This window comes from Fusibacter sp. (assembly GCF_057447755.1).
On the sequence record NZ_JBVBZF010000022.1, the window covers coordinates 1 to 23,071 of the forward strand.

The 23,071-nt window shown below is 38.6% G+C and carries 17 protein-coding genes; 1 reads left to right on the forward strand and 16 read right to left on the reverse strand.

The genetic code is table 11. The annotated features are described in order from the left end of the window. Positions 1-159 precede the first annotated feature (159 nt). The 14 genes from purE to AC220I_RS06175 all read right to left on the reverse strand — a co-directional run bounded on the left by purE (position 160) and on the right by AC220I_RS06175 (position 19,392). Positions 160-645, reverse strand: coding sequence for a 5-(carboxyamino)imidazole ribonucleotide mutase (purE, locus tag AC220I_RS06110; RefSeq protein WP_486722942.1), 486 nt, complete (start codon positions 643-645; stop codon positions 160-162). Positions 646-1,016: 371 nt separating this feature from the next. Further along, positions 1,017-3,068: a sensor histidine kinase gene (locus AC220I_RS06115; protein ID WP_486722943.1), complete on the reverse strand. Its 2,052-nt coding sequence runs from the start codon at positions 3,066-3,068 to the stop codon at positions 1,017-1,019. Further along, entirely contained in the window at positions 3,040-3,735 is a 696-nt protein-coding gene (locus AC220I_RS06120) for a response regulator transcription factor (protein WP_486722944.1), read from the reverse strand. The genes AC220I_RS06115 and AC220I_RS06120 overlap by 29 nt, the downstream gene beginning before the upstream one ends. 194 nt (positions 3,736-3,929) lie before the next feature. Beyond that, positions 3,930-4,919 carry an aldose epimerase family protein gene (locus AC220I_RS06125; protein ID WP_486722945.1) on the reverse strand — a complete coding sequence of 330 codons (990 nt, stop codon included), beginning with the start codon at positions 4,917-4,919 and terminating at the stop codon, positions 3,930-3,932. A 38-nt stretch (positions 4,920-4,957) separates the two neighbouring features. After that, positions 4,958-6,523: a UDP-glucose--hexose-1-phosphate uridylyltransferase gene (locus tag AC220I_RS06130; protein WP_486722946.1), complete on the reverse strand. Its 1,566-nt coding sequence runs from the start codon at positions 6,521-6,523 to the stop codon at positions 4,958-4,960. After that, positions 6,510-7,718 carry a galactokinase gene (locus AC220I_RS06135; RefSeq protein ID WP_486722947.1) on the reverse strand — a complete coding sequence of 403 codons (1,209 nt, stop codon included), beginning with the start codon at positions 7,716-7,718 and terminating at the stop codon, positions 6,510-6,512. The genes AC220I_RS06130 and AC220I_RS06135 overlap by 14 nt, the downstream gene beginning before the upstream one ends. Positions 7,719-7,728: 10 nt before the next feature. Continuing rightward, on the reverse strand, positions 7,729-8,718 hold the full coding sequence (galE, locus tag AC220I_RS06140) for a UDP-glucose 4-epimerase GalE (protein ID WP_486722958.1): 990 nt from the start codon (positions 8,716-8,718) through the stop codon (positions 7,729-7,731). A gap of 189 nt (positions 8,719-8,907) precedes the next feature. Continuing rightward, on the reverse strand, positions 8,908-9,738 hold the full coding sequence (locus AC220I_RS06145) for an AraC family transcriptional regulator (protein WP_486722948.1): 831 nt from the start codon (positions 9,736-9,738) through the stop codon (positions 8,908-8,910). Between the two features lie 150 nt (positions 9,739-9,888). Next, entirely contained in the window at positions 9,889-10,656 is a 768-nt protein-coding gene (locus AC220I_RS06150; RefSeq protein ID WP_486722949.1) for a TIGR03915 family putative DNA repair protein, read from the reverse strand. Continuing rightward, on the reverse strand, positions 10,640-11,998 hold the full coding sequence (locus tag AC220I_RS06155; RefSeq protein ID WP_486722950.1) for a putative DNA modification/repair radical SAM protein: 1,359 nt from the start codon (positions 11,996-11,998) through the stop codon (positions 10,640-10,642). Before AC220I_RS06155 ends, AC220I_RS06150 begins: the two co-directional genes overlap by 17 nt. A gap of 256 nt (positions 11,999-12,254) precedes the next feature. Then, positions 12,255-13,067 carry a cell wall hydrolase gene (locus AC220I_RS06160; protein WP_486722951.1) on the reverse strand — a complete coding sequence of 271 codons (813 nt, stop codon included), beginning with the start codon at positions 13,065-13,067 and terminating at the stop codon, positions 12,255-12,257. 128 nt (positions 13,068-13,195) lie between these two features. Continuing rightward, complete coding sequence (locus tag AC220I_RS06165) at positions 13,196-16,939, reverse strand: phosphoribosylformylglycinamidine synthase (RefSeq protein ID WP_486722952.1); 3,744 nt, start codon at positions 16,937-16,939, stop codon at positions 13,196-13,198. Between the two features lie 209 nt (positions 16,940-17,148). After that, positions 17,149-18,684 carry a sensor histidine kinase gene (locus AC220I_RS06170; protein ID WP_486722953.1) on the reverse strand — a complete coding sequence of 512 codons (1,536 nt, stop codon included), beginning with the start codon at positions 18,682-18,684 and terminating at the stop codon, positions 17,149-17,151. A 6-nt stretch (positions 18,685-18,690) separates the two neighbouring features. Beyond that, positions 18,691-19,392, reverse strand: a complete 702-nt coding sequence (locus tag AC220I_RS06175; RefSeq protein ID WP_486722954.1) for a response regulator transcription factor — start codon at positions 19,390-19,392, stop codon at positions 18,691-18,693. A 179-nt stretch (positions 19,393-19,571) separates the two neighbouring features. On the opposite strand from AC220I_RS06175, the gene AC220I_RS06180 reads away from it, so the two are divergent. Further along, positions 19,572-20,249, forward strand: coding sequence for a hypothetical protein (locus tag AC220I_RS06180; protein ID WP_486722955.1), 678 nt, complete (start codon positions 19,572-19,574; stop codon positions 20,247-20,249). Between the two features lie 83 nt (positions 20,250-20,332). Here AC220I_RS06180 and AC220I_RS06185 read toward each other — a convergent pair whose 3' ends face one another. Both AC220I_RS06185 and AC220I_RS06190 read right to left on the reverse strand, forming a co-directional pair. Beyond that, positions 20,333-21,781, reverse strand: a complete 1,449-nt coding sequence (locus tag AC220I_RS06185; protein WP_486722956.1) for a stalk domain-containing protein — start codon at positions 21,779-21,781, stop codon at positions 20,333-20,335. A 17-nt stretch (positions 21,782-21,798) separates the two neighbouring features. Continuing rightward, positions 21,799-23,071, reverse strand: a 1,273-nt coding sequence (locus tag AC220I_RS06190) for a hypothetical protein (protein ID WP_486722957.1), incomplete at its 5' end; no start/stop codon positions are given.

Genomic DNA, 23,071 nt, shown 5'->3' on the forward strand with positions numbered 1-23,071 from the left:
CCTCCTAAGTGATTCTATCTGAGTTCAAACTTCAATCATAAAATTCATATTATTTTAAAGCTTATATGCCATAATTGCCATAACTACATTAATTGCTTTAATTGCTTTAATTGCTTTAAATGCTTTAATTGCTTTAAATCATTATTATGCTTTATAGGCTTAATATTTATCTTGTATCATAGCATCCTTTTCGATAACTTGGTCTGCCATGGTCAATCTGTAGGCCTTCATCTTTTCTCTAAGCTCTGGATATTTGATCGATAACATCTGAATGGCTAGTATGGCTGCATTCTCAGCACCGTTAATTGCCACAGTTGCAACTGGAATGCCACTTGGCATTTGTACAATTGATAGTAACGAATCCAGTCCATCCATTGTTGAAGACTTTATTGGTAATCCAATAACCGGCAGGGGTGTCACACCAGCGATAACGCCCGGTAAATGCGCCGCTTTACCTGCAGCACCAATAATCACTTCAAAACCGTTGGCTTCTGCTTCCATTGCAAAAGATACAGCAAGGTGTGGTGTTCTGTGTGCTGATAAAACTCTTGCCACAACTTCAACATTAAAATCCTTTAAAATCTTAATGCTCTTTTCAACCACCTGAAAATCTGAGTCACTGCCCATTAAAATAGCTACTTTCATCTTCTCCTCCAAATAAATCATACTCCTAAAATTAAATGTTTCCTTAACCGTCAGGATCGCCTTTTATCTTGATGGTTTTTATTAAAAAAACCTTCTAACTTTCGTTAAAAGGTCATACTAATTGAACCAATCCTGAAATTGGCATTGAACGCTAATTTGATTTACTTTGTCTTGATTATTGATAATTTTCACGTCCAAAGCCTCCTAAATCCGAATGATTTTTATCATAATTTCTTATATCATTCGCTTAAGACAATCATATAAAAATATCCCCTTGGCGTCAAGGGGATAACGAATTATTTCTTTGTAAATTTTCTTAATATTCACATTTAGCATAAGGAACACTAATATTTTATATTAGTTCTTCTACTTTATAGGTCATTTTCTTGTTTTTCACAAACATTTAATGTCAAAACAACCTTAAACAGGTCTCCATCCATAATGATCTCAAGTGTGCCATTTTGAAGTTTCATCAAATCGCCTGCAATGGCGAGTCCAAGTCCAAAACCCTCTTGTGATCTCGATACGTCCCCTCTCACAAAACGTTCCATAAGCTCATTGTTACCGGTCATTAACATTTCCTTGGAAATGTTCTTAAAGGTCACAGCCACTTTATCATCGCTTGTACTCGCAAGTATAAAGACTCTTGAGTTTGGCAATGCATACTTTGAGATGTTGGCAACTAAATTTTGTACGACACGCCATAGTTTAAGGGAGTCCGCCTTCACATAAAGGGGGCTATTAAGGTCTGTTGAAATCACTTGAAGTCCTTGATCTGAAAGTTCTTTTTCCAACTCACCAAGAACTTGCTGAATTAATTGATTGATGTCTAGTTTTTCTAAATGGATGTCAACATTTCCAGAACTCACCTTACTAACTTCCAAGACATCATCTACCAGTTTCTTAAGCACATTGACCTTTTCGTTAATAATTACTACATATTGATTGGCTTCTTCATCTTCAAATGATTTCTGGTTGAGTAATGTCACGTAGTTCACAATTGCAGTAAGTGGCGTTTTAAGGTCATGTGAGACGTTCGTAATCAATTCAGTCTTGAGACGTTCGCCTTTTATCGCTTCTTTAATGGCCAACTGAAGTTTTTGATTAAGACCATCCAAATGACTGGCAAAGTCGTAAAACAAGGGGGACATGTCTGTCAGTGCCAGTGGTTCATCCATGTGCCCCTCGGAAACATATCTCATGATCATCTGTATACTTTGAAGGTTTTTAAATACCAGGTAAAGACAAAGTACGTTAAAGAGAAAACACATAAAAAGGCCAGTCAATCCCATATTTCTTAGTAATACACCAAAGGAGAAATTGACAATGGCATACAATGATGTGTAAAGCATCACTCTGCGCCTAAAGGTCTTGCTGCTTGAGATCCCTCTTAAAAAACGCAATACAATGTCTTTTATTTTTTTAAATACCATATAAACAATGGTATTCTTAAAAAATTCGCCCTCTGCAAGGGCCTTAATCAAGGATAATGTAAACCTCAATCCTAAAAAGACCCATAAAAAAACGATTGCAATTATTGCGATTTCAAGCCATTGATCCCCCTGTTTTATTGACATGATAAAGGGTTCAAATGAAAACTCATCGATAATACCATTGATCATAATTGGAAAAGAAATCAAAATCAAAAAGACTTTCAGATCATTGGGAATTAAATCGACCAATCCCCTATCTGTATTTTTTTCGATAATGACAGCACTAATCAAATATACAAGTAGGAAAATGCCTATGAGTACCATAAACACCATCCCCGCATAAACTTGACTTTGATTTTCAAAAAAGGGGGAAATTGCACGGTATTTCTGGTCTAATAGTCCGAAGAGATCACCGTCTTTGATCGGAGGTTGAAGAACAAACGTCCCCTCCCAGTTGCCCATATCAACAGCTTGGTTCAAAAGACGACTCTGTGGATAAGTTTCCAAATAAATAATCTTTCCCTTATCGATTTCTATGGCTTGAATCTTATTGGCATCTATTGTCAAATGGAAAGGATACTGATCCAGACTGTCAATATCTTTCAGCTTACTGAAATTGCTATATACCTCTCCAGTTTCATCATTGTGTATGTAATACTTGAAACTTGGAGCATCTGATAAATTACTTTGTATTTGATACCATCTGGCAATTAAGGCATTATAATCTTGGGTCTTATCGTCCTGTGTCATGGCCTCTATATGTTCTGGTGACCTTAATACCAGTTCCTTCTCTACAACATTATGCACACGCCTTGTGAACTCATATCGAAAATCATCTGTTCCATAAATAGAACCCGAATAATAGCTATTTTCATAATGTCCTAAGAACATTAAACTCAGATTTACCACCAAAACAAGTATGGTCAAAATAATTTGAACCACTGTTTGTGTCAGTTTACTCTTAACCAAGGTCTTCAATTTTGTAGCCAATGCCCCACACCACCTTTAAGTATTTTGGATTTTTTGGATCAATCTCTATCTTTTCTCTTATACGCCGAATATGTACCGCTATGGTATTATCAGCCGCCACCGCATGATCTTGCCATACCAATTCATAGATTTCCTTAATGGCATAAACTCTACCCTTGTTTTTTAGCAAGAGCTCTAAAATTCCAAGTTCAGTAGCTGTAAGGGAAATCCCCTCACCGTCCAATGTAACTTCTTTTCTTAGAGGATCAAATACCAGCCCCCCAGATTTGTACACATCAGGTGAGGCTTGATGCCCTCCAAATTTCACATATCGCCTAACTTGTGACCTTACTCGGGCAATCAATTCCAGCGGATTATAGGGTTTGGTGAGATAATCATCTGCCCCCAGGTTTAAGCCCATAATCTTGTCAAGATCCTCAGACTTAGCAGTCACCATAATAATTGGAAATGTATAATGTTCCCTGATCCGACGCATGACTTCAAAGCCATCCATTTCAGGCATCATTACATCAAGCAGCAAAAGATGGACCTCTCTGGATTCTATGTATTTGAGTGCTTGATTTCCGTTATAAGCCTTTAAAACCTCATAGCCTTCATTCTTTAGAAATATTTCTACTGATTCTACAATTGCAACATCATCATCACAAACGACAACTGTATGTGTCATAAATCCCCCTTTTTCATCAAGCCTTGTGTCTTAAGTCATCATATCAAATTTTTATGAAGAAGGACTTCACAAAATTCTTACAAATTTCTTAAAATTAGATTAGAGCCCTTTACTTTAAAAAAGCACCTCGATTGCCACAGGTAATCGAGGTGCTCCATTATTCGCTTATTTCGCTATAGGATTTACAAGTAAAACTATACATCTACACCAAACTTTAAAGTCGTTTCATTTAAATACGTCTCATCAGGATCGAGCACATAAATTTGATTTGGATAACCTTGTGTCTCAAAGCAAATCCCCCTGTGAGTCATAAATGGCCCGTTATTGGAATATATGACCACAGCCTCTTGATTGGTGATAATGCTCATGGTTCGACCTGACTTTGGATCTCTGTACTCAATATCTGGCATGCCCTCATCCACTTTAAACTCAATAGCAAATGGATGATCTAAGCCTTTCTTAAGCGCTTTTTGAATTGGACTCAAACTTGTGAAATCAAAATCTGTACCAGCACATTCAACCAGTTCTTCCACAGGAAGACCATGCTGATCAATCTCTTTAAAGTACTCTGCATTAACAAAGAGTTCATGCTGTCCGATTTCATCTAAAGAACCACCTGAAAGATTGTAATAATTGTGATTGGTCAGATTGAGGGTACAGCTACGATCAGTGATGCCTTTAAATGAAATTTGAAGCGTATTGTCATCACCTAGTCGATAACTTGCCCATATGTCGATGTTACCTGGATAACCTTCTTCCATATGACAATGATGTGTGCTTAAAACGACTTCATCAAACTCACAGGTCGCTTGAAAAGATTCAATCTGCCACACCTTAGTATGAAGACCATTTGGCCCACCATGAAGGCAATTGATGTCATGATTTACTGGAACTTGATACTGGGCATCATCGATGATAAAAGAACCCTCTCTAATGCGGCCAGCGGTCAGGCCAATATTGGCATTTAAATAATATGGGTTGTCGATGTACGCCTCAATGGACTCGTAGCCTAACAAGATATTTTCGAGATTTCCCAATCGATCGGGTGTATTTATGGTCAGCATGACACCACCGAGCGTTAGTATTTCAACCGATAGGTCATTTTTATTCTTTAATTTAATCCGATGTACTTCCTGTCCTAAACGCTCACTTAAAACTGGTGATTTTACGATCTCAACACTCATTTTATAGCCTCCTAGTCAAAAGTTGTACCTATATTATACTACAATCCACAGCCTTCTTTTAGGAAAGTGACCATGCCTTCTGATTTTTCTTTATAAATTCCTGCATCAATAAGGACTGATACAAACTTGTCCCCAATCTGGTTTTTCAAAAAGTTCTCGAGTTCAGACTTCTTGACTTCCTGACTAAAATCACGATTCAGGATCAAAGCATCAATTTCAGGTTTTAAGTGGCTTAGCCAATCCACGTGTTTTTCAACTTCTGGATTTGCCTTGCAGTCTGCCAAGTCAAGTGATTGCGATGATAATGCCAACTTCACGATTTCATCGATTTCACTCACCAACCGACTTGGTAAAACCGCAAGTCCCATGACCTCTATAAGACCGATGTTTTCTTTCTTGATGTGATGGTGCTCTTTATGGGGATGGAAGAGGCCATCCGGATGTTCAGTGGTCTTACGATTGTTTCTGAGGGCTAAAAACATTTCATATGCGTCGCCATTTTTTCTGAGAATTGGTGTCACCGTATTATGGCGTTCATCTGTATGGGCGATGAGATCCACAGATTCATCGCTGTAGTCAATCCAAGATTTTAAAATGCAATCCGAGAGTTCAATGACATCTTGTCTTGACTTAGAGGACACTTTAAGAACTGAAAGTGGCCAATTTAGAACCTCGATGCTTGACCCTTTAAACTGAGCTGGCGAATAAGTGTGCAAAGTCTCAGCTCGCATCATTGGCATTTCGTAGCATCCTGCTTGATAGTGGTCATGAGAGAGGATTGAGCCTCCCACTGTGTGCAAATCGGCATTTGAACCCACAAAATAGTGTGGCATGATATCCACAAAATCACACAATCTAATAAAGGTATGACGATCGATTTTCATGTTACGATGCTCTTTACAAAGCACAATTGCATGTTCATTATAGTAAACATATGGCGAATACTGTAAGTACCAAGGTTCATTGTCAAGGGACATTTCTACAATTCTATGATTTTGTCGTGCAGGGTGGTTGATATTGCCTTGATATCCTGCATTTTCAACACACAGCAGACATTTTGGATATTTTGAAGCCTTTACATTTTTCTGCAGGGCAATTTCCTTTGGATCTTTCTCAGGCTTAGAGAGATTTATGGTAATGTCCATACTGCCAAAACGCGAAGGTGCTTTCCAATTCACATTCTTTGAAACACGATCCATACGTATATAGGTAGATGCATTTGAAAGTTCATAGAAGTACTTTGAGGCCCTTTCCGGTGATATCGCATGAAATTCATAAAACATACGATTGACTTCAGACATTCTTGGCATGAGCTTTGACATGATTTCAGCTTGAAAGCTTTCGATTTCATAGAGGAATTCAAGAGAACGTCCAAGTGTCTTTGCATCTTCTGTCAGTGCATTTAAAAGGTCATAAATCTCAAAGGGATTTTCAAAGTTCGAAGCTGTCACCTGTTTCATTTCTGTCTCAACCACTTCTAAATCCGCTTCTATACCGAAAAGTTTCCAAAGATCATTACGACACACAAAAACATCAGCTTCTTCAATCATGTTTTTATTTAGTCCATATTTAATTAGGGTTTCAATATGCTTAAAAATTTTCATGAATCGCTCCTGTTCCATTTGAAATTTCTGCAATATAAAAATCGGCCTTAAGACCAGTCTTATCATTATAAGCCCTGCCAAGTTTTTCAATATAGGCGTCACATTGGTCTTTTTCAACAAGTGCAATTGCACAGCCACCAAATCCTGCACCTGTCATCCTAGCACCTAAAACGCCTCTAATGCTTCTGCTGAGATCTACAATGACATCAAGTTCCTTACAACTCACTTCAAAGTAATTTTTTAATGATTCATGAGAACTGTACATCCATTCACCAAATTCTATGAGGTTGCCTGCGCTTAGTGCTTTTTTACTCTCATGGGTTCTGAAGTTCTCCACAACTGAATGGTAAGCCCTTTTATAGACGGAGTCCTCTTTGATGAGGTTTGAGATTTCAAGGAATTCAACTGGCGTTAAGTCACACAGATACTTAATTGGTCGGTCAGTGAAACCCTTCTGTAAGATATCAAATGCCACTTCACACTCACGTCTTCTCGTGTTGTATTCTGAATCCACAAGGCCACGTTTCTTGTTGGTATTGATAATCACCAAACGGTAATTCTTAAGTGCCGCTGGTACAAGTTCATATTCCAAAGTGTCACAGTTCAACAAAATGGCATGGTCTTTTGCACCCTGTGCAATAGAAAACTGGTCCATAATGCCACAGTTAACCCCATTAAATTCATTTTCAGACTTTTGACAGAGTAATGCGATTTCAGTCTTGTCCATCTTTATTTCTAGGTAATCACTGAGGATTGTTGCCGTTAAGACCTCTATAGAGGCAGATGAAGATAGGCCAGCCCCATTTGGTAAATCACCAAAGTAAAGTATGTTAAACCCCTCTTTGATATCATGCCCTCTCGTGACAAATTCATTGAAAATCCCCATAGGGTAATTTGCCCAATCCAAGGCTGGGTCGTTTTTTATTTTATCAAGTTCAAATGTAAGGATGCCCATTTCTTCAAAATTAAGGGACATCACTTTAACCTTTTGGTCTTTTCTTCTCGATACCACGGCGTATGTGCCTAGATTGATGGCACATGGTAAAACCATACCACCATTGTAATCTATATGCTCACCAATCAAATTGACCCGGCCTGGCGAAAAATAGGTCTTAACTGCAATTTGACTGTTTTCGTTTAATAGTTCCGATTTAAATCGGCTGTAAAATTCGTGTTTTAATTTACTTAATTCCATTATGCCACCCCTATTTTAAATAGCCATTAGGCTTATTAACATGAAAACGCCATGCATCTTCAATAATTTCTTTTACGTTTGTATGCTTAGGATCCCACTTGAGGACAGCTTTTGCCTTTTCTGGTGAAGCGATGAGTACAGATGGATCTCCATTTCGCCTTGGCGCAATTATTGTCTTTATACTTTTTTGAGTCACTCTTTCTGCCATTTCAATCACTTCCTTCACAGAAAACCCTTCTCCACTACCTAGGTTGAAGATGTTACTTTCATTTCCTGCTCTAAGATATGCCAATGCCTTTAAATGTGCATCAATAAGGTCGATCACATGAATATAATCTCTGATACAAGTGCCATCCTTTGTTGGATAATCATCACCATAAATTGAGATCGCCTCTCTCTTACCAAGGGGAACTTGAAGGATTAGAGGAATAAGGTGTGTTTCTACGGTATGTGCTTCACCGATATCTCCAGACTTATCTGCACCAGCCACATTAAAATATCTTAATGAAACAAACTTGATACCATGAGCTGTATCTGCCCATTTGAACATTTTCTCCATCATAAGCTTAGATTCACCATAAGGATTGGTCGGTATGGTCTCATTTTCCTCAGTGATCGGTACAACTTTTGGTTCACCATAGACCGCTGCCGTTGAAGAGAAAATAATTTTTTTAACGTCAAAATCTCTCATGACCTTTAAAAGTACATTGGCACCATAGACATTGTTTTCAAAATATTTCAGAGGATTGTCACAAGACTCACCCACAAGTGAATTGGCGCTAAAGTGCATAACTGCTTCAATTTCATGTGCTTTAAATACTTCAGTTAAAGCAGCTTCATTTCTAATATCCACTTGATGGAAGATTGCATTTTCATGAACAGAAGCCAAATGCCCCGTCTCTAAATTGTCAACCACCACCACTGATTCACCATTTTCAATAAGCATTTTTACCGCATGACTTCCAATGTAGCCTGCACCACCTAATACCAGTATCATAATCGATTCTCCTTTACCTATCTTGGTTTCTTGTTTGAAATTCATCTATTTATAGAATTGTTTGTATTTAACTTTTGTCTGGACTTAACTTCTGTTTAGATGTAACTTTTGTTTGGACTTAACTTTCGTTCAGATTTTACTTTTGTCTTTTATCTGCCAGCCTTTTTCAACTTGGCTATATGCTTATCAAGTTTATGCCTCTATTTGTTCAAGGCCTTTGTCCATTAATGCCCTCATTTGTGCCTTCCTAAACGTTTTAGGCGCGCTGCCTACACGCTTCTTAAATATCTTGGAGTAGATCAATTGATCCGAATAACCAACCAATTGGGCAATTTCACCAATGTTCATTTCAGTTTCAAGCAGAAGCGCCTTGCTCTGTTCAATTCTAAAATTAATGAGATAATCCTGAGGTGACATATTAAAGTGGTCTTGGAACAACTTATAGAGATAACTTCTATTTATACCGATAAATTCAGCAATTTCATTAATGGTGATTTTTTCACTATAATGTTGAGAAATATAACGAATACTTTCATCAACATAAACATTTTGATTGATCGCTTCTGCCTTACCCTTATTGAGCTCCACCAAGAGTTCATTTAAAACACTCTTCTTGATGAGATCATGCAAGGGCTTCAAAGTTGTTTTCATCTCACATAATGAAATCAATCGAGCAATTTCACCCTGCATATCAAATTGAAAAACAGGATTTGTTTGTGTGATACCCGCTGATCCTAATAAGGTTTCTGCATCTTCACCTGAAAATCCCATCCAGGCGTATTGCCATGGCGATTCATAGTCCGCTTCATAATAAGACAAAACATTAGGACATATCATAAAGCCCTGACCTTTTGATACTTCATACTGCTTGCCTTGGGTCTTGAAGATGCCCTTTCCAGAGAGGACAAAATGCATCAAATAGACTTTTCTAACACCCGGACCATAGGAATGTCCTGGTATACATCTCTCTTCGCCGAAAAAGAACAATTTCATATCAAGAGCTTTTAAATCATTTGAAATCATATTATACCTCCCAAAATAATCATATCACAAAGTGAAATTATTTCAATAATTTTTAGTAAATATTTATCATCCAAAGAATAAATATTTACTTAACTAAAAAAGCCATTTTGCAAAATTGGTCTCAAAAGTAAGGGCTTTTGAGACCAACTGTTAAATGGCTTTTTCATCACTAATTTGAACTGTTTTTTCCGTGAGGAACTTCCAGTATTTTTTCGGCATAAAGTTCATCTGACATTTTGGATTTTTACGCTCAGGGATGGCGATATGATCAAAGTAGCGTTTCCACAGTTCTTGATACTTCTTTTCGTCTTCTGAAAAAACAAGGGTTTCATAATTGCCCAAAGCCTGTAAAAACCAATTGTTACCATCATAAAATGCACCAATGCCTCTTTTGGTGTCATGTATAACCCATAACTGGTCCCCCAGTCTTTCGGCAAAATGTGGTGCAAGTATACCCGTTAAATCATAAGTGGGCTCATACTGTGCATAGTAAATCTCTCGGTCTAGTGCAGCAAACCTCAAAAGTCCCAACATGAGATGAGACTCCCGTGCAACAGCCCGATAAAGCTTGTATAAGTTAAAAATATCTTCATCACTCATACAAGAAAGGGCATTAGGCCCAAGCTTATAAGCGCGTTTTAAATATTTAAAAAGTAATGTACCATACTCAGGTGACTCATAGAGATAACTGTATAAAACCACCTTGAAGCCATCTTGTCCAAAGGTATCCATAATGGACCTCGCCACCTTATAGGCTTGATCCCGATCGCAAATCACATGTTGAAACGAGCACCAGACGGTCATTTGATAGGTTTCGGCATCTAAAAGACGGTCCTCATTAATCTTAGCTTTATTGTGAAACATTGTATAGATTCCAGATAAAACGCCTTCAAAGCTACCATCATGTAAGTAATCCATGGTATCCCCCCTCTATGTTCTGATGCGTATCACTACCCTTTAAAACGTAAGGTTCATCATCAGTATATCCCCTATCAGATGTGAAGCTGGTCTCTGGCGCTTGAATGCCAAAAGCACCGGGGTAAAGATCACTTAGCATCATTTGACTTTGCTTTGGCTTGTCCAACAAGATATGTTTAAGCTTCAAGGGCTCTAAATCACCCGCACCAAAATATTGGCCTTTACAGGTGATGAAATACTTGGCCCGTTTTAAAACAACGCCCATCTTTTTTAAATCCTCATAGGAAACAGGTCCAAACTTTCTTGCAGCGATAATGCGTCTTGCAGAAACATTGCCTATACCTGGGATTCTCAACAGTTCTAAAAAGCTCACCCGATTGACTTCCATTGGAAATAAGTCTAAATTTCTAAGGGCCCACTGACATTTGGGATCGATCAACATATCGAGATTTGGATGGGCTTCATTTAGAATTTCATCTGCCTTGAATCCATAGAATCTCAGAAGCCAGTCTGCTTGATAAATGCGATGCTCCCTTTGAAGGGGTGGTACTTTATGGGGGACGATATCGGGGTGATTGTTCACTGGTATATAGGCTGAATAGTATACGCGTTTCAAGGACATTTTGTTATAAAGCGCCTCTGAGAGCTTTACAATATGGTAGTCAGTTTCATTTGTAGATCCAACGATAAGCTGGGTGGACTGACCTGCAGGTACAAAAAGTTTTGAACTTCTTCGATCGAGTTTATGTTGATCAATTTCAGTTTTTATCTGTTTCATAGGTGCTAATATGGATTGCCTGTCTTTTTGAGGTGCCAAAAGTTTCAAGCCCTGTGTGGTGGGAAGTTCAATGTTGATGCTCAAACGATCCACATAAAATCCAGCTTGCTTAATGAGCCTTTCATCCGCACCCGGAATACCCTTCAAATGAATGTAGCCTTGAAAATTTTCTTCTGTACGGAGCCTTTTGACAACGCTTAATAGGCGTTCCATAGTGTAATTGGGATTACGCGTTACAGCGGAACTTAAGAATAGCCCCTCTATGTAGTTTCTTCTATAAAAGTTGATGGTCAATTCGACCACTTCATCGGGCTCAAACTCTGCACGTGGAAAGTCATTGGACAAGCGATTGACACAATAAGCACAATCGTAGACACATTTGTTGGACATCAAGATTTTAAGCAGAGATATACACCTGCCATCGTCTGCCCAGCTATGGCAAATACCAGCTGCAGCAGCATTTCCAAGCCCACCTGTATTGGGTCTATTGCTTCCACTTGATGAGCATGAAACATCGTATTTCGCAGCATCTGCAAGAATTTCAAGTTTTTCAAAGATGTTCATTGACGTCACCTCTAATCGCTAAAAAGAACATATGTTCTATATTTATTCTAACATATTCTCCCCAAAATTAAAAGGGCTATTAATGACAGACCAAAAACATTTGCGCCACCCTCGATGTCTCAAAGCAATTTTCGCTGACACTGTTTGAGATTGAACATTTCTCATCACAACTTTCGGCTCAAACTTCCTTGTATATAATGAAAAAAGCCTTTCAATAAATTGAAAGGCTTGCAGATTAAAGTTATTCACTTAATTATTATTCATAAAAATATTCACCATCAATTATGATGTAAAGGTCGTTTGCCTTACTGGAAAATGGTCTGTTGTTGAAATACAAACAGTTACCTACATTGTTTTCACCGTTTAAGGCCATCTTTGCTGCGATGATACTCTTGCTTGAAGGCACCAGTGTCAAAAAACTCTCCTTGTGAGCCGGTGGAAACTGTTTATATTTCCCCTCCTGATAGATCACATCATAAACTGTCGATGGAAAGCTATCACTTTTCACACGGTTCAATACAACATTTGCAATAGCAAGCTTCATATCAAGAGAGCTATCACTGCTTTCAACATTGACGATTCTTGCCAGCCATAGTAAATCTTCATCTGTATAGGCAAGTTCAATTTTGTCTTCCTCTTTAACTTGAAATTGGTCACTCTGGATATTGAGCGTCAAATTACTTTCATTCCATAAAAAAGTGCCGGACAGGTGTTCAATTAAGAAATTTACTGGTGCATAAAGATGATTGTCAATAACAATTGTCGGCGCATCCATCATGATGACCTTGTTATCAACTACTGCCTGTGGTGAATCTAATTTAAAGCTAATATATTTTTCTTGATAATTTACAACTGCCAATTTCGCATTTTCAAGCCAAGTGGTTTCACCATTATATCTTGATGAAAAGTCCGCTACACTTGCATACAACTGATCATTTCTGACAAGGATTAAATCATCATTGCCAATCGGTTGATCATTAACGATAAGCGTTACTTCATTTGCAAAGGATACCGATGATACCACCAGTAAAGCCAGAAGCAAACCTATCACATGCCACTTCAACCTCATAAGACCTCCTGAATTCATTTTAAATATCCTCTATTTTACCACATCTGCACACCATTGCAAAACACATGTGCAGATGCGTTAGAGTTTCTAAATTTCAAATTCAGTCATTGCAAGGCATTCGGCCTTTATTACAATTTAAAGTAGTTCACGCCTGCTTCAAATAATTTCATATCTGATTGCCCATAAATGTTTTTATAAAGGTGTTTCCCCACACGTTCAACATGACCCATTTTGCCGAGGATTCTACCGTCAGCAGAAGTGATACCTTCAATCGCAAGGACTGAACCATTGATATTGAATTTACCATCATAAGTTGCTTGATGGTCTGCATCTACGTATTGAGTTGCAATTTGACCATTTTGCTTTAAGAGGTCTAAAGTAGCATCATCTGCATAGAATCTTCCTTCACCATGTGAGAATGCCGTTTCATAAACATCACCAGCGTTAACATTTGAAAACCATGGTGACTTGGTAGATGCCACTCTTACATGTGCCATTCTTGCAACATGACGACCGATTTTATTGAAGGTCAATGTCGGCGAATTTTCTTCTAGGGTCCTGATATCACCATATGGTACAAGACCAAGCTTGACAAGGGCTTGGAAACCATTACAAATTCCGATTACAAGACCGTCTCTCTCGTTGATAAGTTTCATTAAGGCCTCTGCAACCCTAGGATTTCTGAATACAGATGCAATAAACTTACCCGAACCCTCTGGCTCATCACCAGCACTGAAACCACCTGGTAAGGCTAAGATTTGGCTTTTATTGATTTTTTCCACAAGCTCATCTATAGATGCCATCGTCGCTTGAGGCGTTAAATTTCTAAACAAGAAGGTTTCTGCAACACCACCTGCTTTTTCAAAGGCAACTTGAGTGTCCCATTCACAATTGGTACCAGGGAAAGCCGGTACTAAAACTCTAGGCTTAGCAAATTGAGCTTTCGGAACATGGAATGATCTTTCAGAATAAGTGATCGTTTCGCATGAACCTTGATCCTTGTGGATTTTAGGGAATATGCCATCAAGTGGTTTTTCCCATTCTGCCATCAAGGTATCAATTGACATTTCAACACCCTTCACGCTAATGGTTGATGTTTCATTTGTAGAACCGATAAGACTTGTACCTGGCACAGTTTCACCAGCTTTAATTTCAAATACGATACTGCCGTATGCAGATTCGAATAAGTCAAAATCTGTCTCCAGTGCAAAACCGATTTTATTTCCAAAAGCCATCTTTGTGAGTGCCAGCGCTATCCCACCCTTGCCCACTGCATATGCTGAAAGAATTTTGCCCTCTAAAATGGCTTTGTGAATTTCAGAATAGGCTACTTTTAAGGCTTCAAAATCTATCATTTCTGAGGCATCTCTTTTTGCATAATAATACCCAATTGTGTTGCCACCAGCTTTAAGCTCAGGGGAAATGATATCACCACCATCGGCTGTGTTCACAGCAAAGGAGATTAAGGTCGGTGGTACATTGATGTCTTTAAAGGTGCCTGACATAGAATCCTTGCCACCAATAGCAGCGGTTTTCATTTGCGTTTGTGCATAGCTCGCACCTAAGAGCGCTGAAAAAGGCTTGCCCCACTTAAGAGGGTCCTTGCCTAGCTTTTCGAAATACTCTTGAAGCGATAATCTTACTTTTTCATAAGCCCCACCACTTGCCACAAGCTTTGCAATCGAGTCCACAACGGCATACATTCCACCATGGAAAGGTGACCACTTGCCGATTTGAGGATCATAACCATATGCCATCATTGAAACTGTGTCTGTTTCGCCTCCAAGCACAGGGAATTTTGCAACCATGGTCTGGATTGGTGTATTATAGGTTTTCCCTCCAAAAGGCATCAAGACAGTACCTGCACCAATGGTATTATCGAATCGTTCTACCAAGCCTTTTTGAGAGCAATTGTTTAAATCTTTTACAGTTTCAAGCCACTTGTCCGCAAGTGCTTGTTTTGAATCATTCATTGTTTTTGTCGATTTGAAGAAGGTCTCACTTGAAGGTGATGATACCTTAACAGAAGTTTTGCCCTTTACACCATTTGTGTCTAAAAAGGCTCTTGATAAGTTTAATATTTCTTGACCATTCCAAACCATGATGAGTCTACCATCATCTGTGACTTTTGCCACTTCTGAAACTTCAAGGTTCTCATGATCACAATAAGCCATAAAGGTCGCCACGTTCTCAGGCGAAATCACCACCGCCATACGCTCTTGAGATTCAGAGATCGCAAGTTCAGTACCATCAAGGCCTTCATATTTTTTCTTAACGGCATCTAGGTTAATCTGTAAGCTGTCAGCAAGCTCGCCTATTGCAACAGAAACACCACCAGCACCGAAGTCATTACATTTTTTGATAAGTTTTGAGAGTTTAGGATTTCTAAATAATCTTTGGATTTTTCGTTCAACAGGCGGATTGCCCTTTTGAACTTCCGCACCGCATGTGAGCAAGCTCTCTTCATCATGCTCCTTAGAAGAACCTGTTGCACCCCCGATGCCATCACGTCCAGTTCTACCACCCACAAGTAAAATGACGTCGCCTTCAACTGGTTTTTCTCTGACGATGTTCTCTTTAGGTGCAGCACCCACTACGGCACCAACTTCCATTCTCTTAGCCAAGAAGCCGTCATCATACACTTCTGAAACAAGACCAGTGGCAAGACCAATTTGGTTACCATATGCGCTGAAGCCTGCTGCTGCTTTTTGCGTGATTATCTTCTGAGGGAGTTTTCCTTCGAGTCTTGCTTCAAACGGTACTCTTGGATCAGCTGCACCTGTAACACGCATCGAATGATAAACGTAGCTTCTACCTGAAAGGGGATCTCTGATTGCGCCACCTAGACATGTTGCCGCACCACCAAAAGGCTCAATTTCAGTAGGATGGTTATGGGTTTCATTTTTAAACATTAAAAGCCAAGGCTCTTTTTTATCATCAATTTTGACATCTACTTCAATACTGCAAGCATTGATTTCATCTGAAACATCAAGGTCTTCAAGGCCACCTTGTCTTCTGAGTGTCTTCATATTAATTGTCGCAAGATCCATTAAAGTGACATCTCTGTCGCGGTCTGCATAAACGATTTTTCGCGCTGCTAAATAGTCTTCGTAAGCCTTATTAAAGACAGGCGTAAAGGCGCCTTCTTCAAATTCGACCGATTCAATTTCCGTTAAGAAAGTGGTATGTCTACAGTGATCGGACCAGTAAGTGTCAATGACTTTAAGCTCTGTTATGGTTGGATTTCTATGCTCAGTCTCCTTGAAATAGGTTTGAATATAAATAAGGTCCTCAAGGGTCATGGCAAAGCCCATTTTGTTTTTGAAGGCACTGATTTCATCTTCAGACATTTCAATGAAATTTGTAACAGACTTTACAGGTTCAGGCACTTGAGTTGCAATTTTGCATGTTGGAGGAATCTCAAGCGACACCTCTCTTGATTCTACTGGATTAATTAAGTAGGTCTTAATCATATCAAACTCTTCATTTGTGAGATCACCTTCCAAGACGATGATCCTTGACGTTAAAATTTCAGGTCTTTGTTCAAGTGTTACGATTTCAATACATTGGGCTGCCGAATCAGCTCTTTGATCATACTGGCCCGGTAAAAGTTCTATCCTAAAAACGTGACTATTGGGTGGAAAATCAACAGTAGAATCTGAAACTCTGTCTACATTTGGTTCAGATAAAATAAGGGCCTTGATCTCGTCTAATTTTTCTTCATTGACGCCTTCCATATCATATACGTTGATAATACTCACTTTTTCAAGTGCTTTAACATGTAATGTCTGCTTAAGGTCATGAAGCATCTCTTGGGCTTCAACCTCAAAATTTTCTTTTTTCTGAACTAAAATTCGTTTCACTAAACTCATATTGTCCTCCTAAAGGCATTTGCGCTCACTTGATTGAACATCTCAATCACTAAAATTCTATGTCAATTATTAAATGTTTTATGCTAACTGTTGTTTTTTATGTCCTTAATATACTCCTATTTTAGCATAGCAAAAAGTATAAATAAAATTAATATTTTTAATGATTGAGATTAGTACAGCTAATGAAAAACCCGCATAAGCGGGTTTTTTTACTCAATATTGAATTCAATCTTAAAGACCGCACCACGCTCCCCGTTGTAGGCCTTTATTTCGCCGCCATTGAGCATGACAGCACTCTTAACAATGGCAAGTCCAAGACCGTGATTGCCTTCACTGCCCTTAAAAAATCGATCAAAAAGGAAATCGATTTCGTTGGTTTTAAAGCCCTTACCATCATCTGAAATCAAAATTGTCACACTTTGTCCTGATTTTATGGCTTCAATTTCAATTTGCTGACGAGCATGCCTAATGGCATTGCTTAAGAGATTGGATATGGTTTTTTCTAAAAGCGTTTCATCTAAGAAGAGGGTAATAGAATCGTCACAAATCAACCGAACTTCCTTGTTTTCCTTAAGGGCAACTCCCGCAGCACGTTCAACAAGATCAAGTAAAAAGGACTTCAAATCAAATTTTGTTTTCTGAATGTTAACAGAAGTACTCTCAAGTCTGGATAGGGTAATGAGTTCATCCACTAATCCCTTTAAACGAATGCTTTCATCTGCAATAATTTGCGCCGAGTGGGTAGGCTCTTTAAAGACGCCACCAACAATACCTTCAGCATAGCCTTGAATGGACATTAAAGGGGTTCTAAGCTCATGAGAGACATTTTGGAGAAAGTTGCGTTGGGTTTGATCTTGGGCTTCTAGCTTATGACTCATTTGATTTAGGCTTTGAGTTAACTGATTAATCTCCCATGTGTTTTGATGAACAGGAATCTTATCATATTTGCCACTCGAAATCGCATCTGCATAAGCGGAGGCCTCTATTAGGGGCTTGGAAATGCTCCCAGCAATCTTTTTAAACAAAATGCTGCTGATTAAAAGCGTCACACCTATAATACTGAGTAGAATAAAGTTTATCCTTCGTATGAGCAAGTTTGCCGAATTGAGCGATGAGACATATACCGCATGAAAAACCCTCGTGTTGGGTCTGTTTGAAGGCGTATTTGAAGGCATATTTGAAGGTGAATTTGAAGGTGAATTTATAGATGTATTTGCGGATTCATCCGAGAGTGATTTATCCCCTTGATTATCAGGCGTGGGCAGGGAACCGACTTCTAGTGTTGCACCTGCCACTAAATAGGTCATTTGATTGATTTTTACGCGCCTGATGCCATCAATTTCATATATTGGAAAAGCTTCTTTCGCAGCCATGATAATGGGATCATTTTCGTCTCGATTCACAGGAAATATCAAATCCCCGGTTCTTGAAAACATAAAGATATCGGTGTTATTGGCCATTCTGGAAACCTTGAATATTTCATTTAAAAAATCGATTTGATCACTGAAACGTTTTCGATCCGTTTCATCTGTAAAATCAACCGGTCTCTTGACGAGTTGTTGCTTGAGCATCAAATTTGTCGTAAGAAGGGTATTTCGAATTTCTTCACTTGCATTCTTTTCCACATAAAACCGCATGGCAATATTGAAGACCACCAGAATCACTAATGGAAGCGCAATCATAAAGCCAATATAGGGCATGAGGATTTTACGCTCAATGGTCAATAATTTTTTTTCTTTTTTCATATTAACCTACTTTCCATTATTTGATGGTTCCTGCTCTAGCTTAAAGCCAAAGCCCCAAACTGCACTGATTTTGACATTTGAACCGTTTAATTTTTTTCTTAAACGTTTGACCACATCATCCGTCGCACGTGTATCCACATCAAAATCGAACTTCCAAACGTTCTTCAGGAGCTCCTCTCTGGAAATTGCACGTTCTTGGTTCTCAAAGAGATAGACCATCAAGGCGAATTCCGTTGGCGTCAAGTCAAGGGGTTGGTCTTTACAGTAAGCGGTTCTTTTGTTTACTGATATGCTCAAATCACCATAGTCTAAGGTATGATGTTCTTCATAGGAACCTTGATCAAACTGCATTCTTCTAAAAATGGCTTTTACTCTTGCCACAAGCTCTATTGGTGAAAAGGGTTTTACAAGATAATCGTCACTGCCTATGGTTATGCCTGTGATACGATCCAGCTCACTGTCTCTTGCAGAAACAATAATAATCGGTACATTGTATTTCTCTCTAATTTTGGTACACAAACTCAAACCATCCATTTCTGGCATCATTATGTCAATAATAAGCATGTCTGCTGGTTCACTCATAAAGGCTTCATAGAGTGATCTACCATCTTCAAAGGTTTTAACAGTAAAACCATCGTTTTTTAAAAAGCTCATAATGAGATCTCTTATGTTTTTTTCATCGTCAGCGACATATATTTTCTTTTGCATGTTCCACCACTCCATTCTATAGTTTTATCATACCACATGACAAAGATTGTAAAAATAATGAAAGGACATTTACCTCAATTTTGCCACAGTTTCACCTTTGATATGACCATACCAAACCTGCTACACTTAATCTATAAACACCACAAAGGGTGTACAAAAAGATGAAGGGAGACATACACATGAAAAGAAATCTTATAAAAAAATTGGCAACTTTAGGGCTTATCGGTACAATGTTTATACCAAACTTGGTTTTTGCCACAGATACCGTTACTTCGGCAACGACTGGTGCGCCAGCAGACAGACCAGCAGCAAATAGACCTGTGAAAGAAGGCTTAAAGGATCGCGCTGAGGATATGAAAGACCGTATGGAAAAAAACCAAGATCGCAGAGATCAATTTGATGACCGTACACTTGAATTGGTAACACTTTATGCACCTGACTTACTTGAAAGTTACCAAGCTATCACAGATTCACATGAATCAATCCATGATTCACTGGAAGCGCTTCACAAATCGGATTTTGAAAGCAGGGCTGCTGAGTTTAAAACATTTTTAAATTCGATCAAGGATCAACTTACAGCAGGAACAATCACTCGTGAAGAAGCCAAAACTCAAATTGATGCCTTTAGAAAAGAAAACGACACTGAAAGAGATGCCTTGAAAGCAGAGTTAGATGCCCTAAAAGCAACCTATGACGTTGATCAAGAAGCTCATAAAACATTAATGACCACCCTAAAAACTGCTCTTGACAACAATGATGAAGCAGCCATCAAAACGGCTTTAACGTCACTTCTTTCAGAATTACAAAAGCACGTTCAATACGATCAAGCTGTTTACAATTTACGCTCATCAAAATAAGCAATCTTCAGTATTAAAGCTCTATAAAATACCTAAAAAAGCAGAGAACCAAGCTTAAAAGCCTGAGTCTCTGCTTTATTTTTTTAGTATTCTACACCAATAATACACTTGTAGGCATCAAGTACCTTAAAGCCTCTCCCAACAATTTTTTCAAAATCATCAAGGCTCAAATAGCTGTTGTTGTCAAATATCACCATGCCTCTTCCAGCGTCTATAGTCCCAATATCATCGGCCTTGGCATAAAGAACCTTTCTCTCCTGAGCATTCCATGAAATTTCATAACCATAGTGCTGCATGGTTGCCTTAAATGGCAAGTAATAGAGACCCTTCTCCATAATGATCGGTTTTTCTAGTGCAACCTTGCCCTTATTTTCCCAGAAGGTCCATTGGTCTGAAGTCTCTGAGAGATTCACAAGTGCTTTTAAAGCTTCCGTCGTGTAACCAAAGCTAACATCATTATAGTCAATTTTAACTTCTTTTATGACATTATTCCACATATCTGCAATTACCAGTGTGTCATTCTTAATGACTAGACCGGTTGGGGTATTATATCTAGCAAGTTTCAAGTCACCGTTTGTATTGCCACTAAAAGGACTCCCTGAATAGGTCTGAACTTTGCCATCCTTGGTAACGACTCTAATCACGTGATTCCAAGAATCAGAAATAAATATATTACCCTTTGAGTCCATTGCAAATCCCTTAGGGAAGTTAAATTTAGCAGCGTCTGCTTGACCATTGACAAGGCCAGTCTTTACATAACCTGTCTCTTCATTAAGATCCATTACAGAGCCTGCAATTAAAGACATTACGCCCTCTTTTACGCGCTTAACCGCTTGGTTCCCACTATCGAGAATATAAAGTGTCCCTTCATCGTCAAAAAAGAGATCGCTTGGTTCATTGAGCTTTGCACTTGTTAAAGTCTTATTGTCTGGTTTAAAGGACATGGTCTCCACCGAACCATCCTTGTTGATTACTCTAATACTACTGTTAAGTGTGTCTGCCACGTAAAGTTTACCATCTTTGGCAAGTGCTAATGCTGACGGTAAGTTGAACTGTGCATCAGCAGCTGGTCCATTGACAAAGCCCGCTTTTCCATTTCCAGAAATCGTAGAAACCACACCACCCTCTATTTTACGGATGACATTGTTGCCTGTATCTGCGACGTAGATGATGCCTGCTTTGGTCACGAAAACATCTCTAGGTTTATTAAATCTCGCCACATCTGCATTGCCGTCAATTAAACCACCCCTAGGGAAGCCCATGGTGTTTTTTCCATCAAATCCGCCTGCCACCAGCTCAAGACCATTAGCTGTAATGACTTTAATCATATTGTTATAGGTGTCGGCGATGTAAACATTACCAAGATAATCCGTCGACAAACCATATGGTTGATTCAATCCTTTTATGACGTCACTCTTTATATCTGGGTCTGTCGGTGAAACTGGTCTCACTTCAACGGCAAACGCGAGGGTAAACTGCGATATAACGAGCAATATCATAAAAATAATGGGTATTTTTCTTATTGTTTTCATAATTTTACTCCTTCTGCTTAAGGGATTATCGGTGTGATAATCCAGTTAGTTCCATCGAATTTCAACTCGCATTCCAACGCAAATATTGGTGTCGTAGCGCCATCATCTCCATAGCTATTTGTGATGTTTCTAACACTGGAAATCGTAATTTGATCATTTAAGCTAAATGCCTGTGTAAAATCAATCTTTATAGACTTATGATCTGGTTCAAGGGTTTGAGACAAGACTGTAAAGTTACCGACATCAACAGTGATTGTTGCAGGCATGAAGGTTTCGTTTAGATGATTATAAGTTTCAATATAATCATCATAAGTCACAGTAATACTCGTTGGTGATGTAGAGACTACAGATGTTACCTGAGAGCCATTATTTGTCCTTTCAACGCTTCCTATGCTGAAATCATAAGGATATGACGTCTCTATTGGTAGACTGTAAGTTTCACTGTTTGCAGAATGTACCGCAAAGCCATTTTCAAGTCTGATCTGCGCATCGTTCATACCATAAAGGTATTTGGAAAGTGTGCTGATAAAAGATGGCGTTGTATCCGAATAACTACCAAGTGTCAACGGCTGAACAATAATTTGATTTCCAACAACACTTGTCGTTCCACTAAGATCAAATGGTCCACTGGCATATGCGCCTGTTCCGATGATTTTTAAAGTGTTAATGTCTATATTATCTGAAGTTTTTAAGGCTTCCGAAAATTCTAATGCTACTAATTTACTATCCAAAGGTAAAGATAAATTCACTATTGCATTCACAAGAACTGGTTTCGATTGATCTATTGTTGTCATATTAACAACTGCATCATTATATACACCATCGTTGTCAGCGATTGTATTTGCCGGAATAGTCAATACGCCTACTGCACCGGTATTATAAGTTGCCATATTTTGTTCCGTATCTAATCTAAGGTATATGATTTCATCATTTGAGACATCCTCAAAAAACATAGTTTCAATTTCCCAATCAATTACAGGGTCAATATACCCGCCAGATTGTAATACGATCCCATTTTCACTTACAAAACTAGAATCTTTCACTGGACGATTGAAGGTCACTTTGATAAGATCCACAATACCATTTTCATCAGAATCTAGAGTTGCTGCATATGTTGCATAAAGGCCACTTGCTGGCGTTTGGTCCATAGTCCAAGTGTCACCACTTGATTCATAACGATAGGTCCTAGTCGATTGCTCACTTGCGTCATAGTAATCCTTGACAGGATAACCAAACATATCATAGAGATAGTTATAGTTTATGGTGATTGCATCGTTGTCATATAAGGTA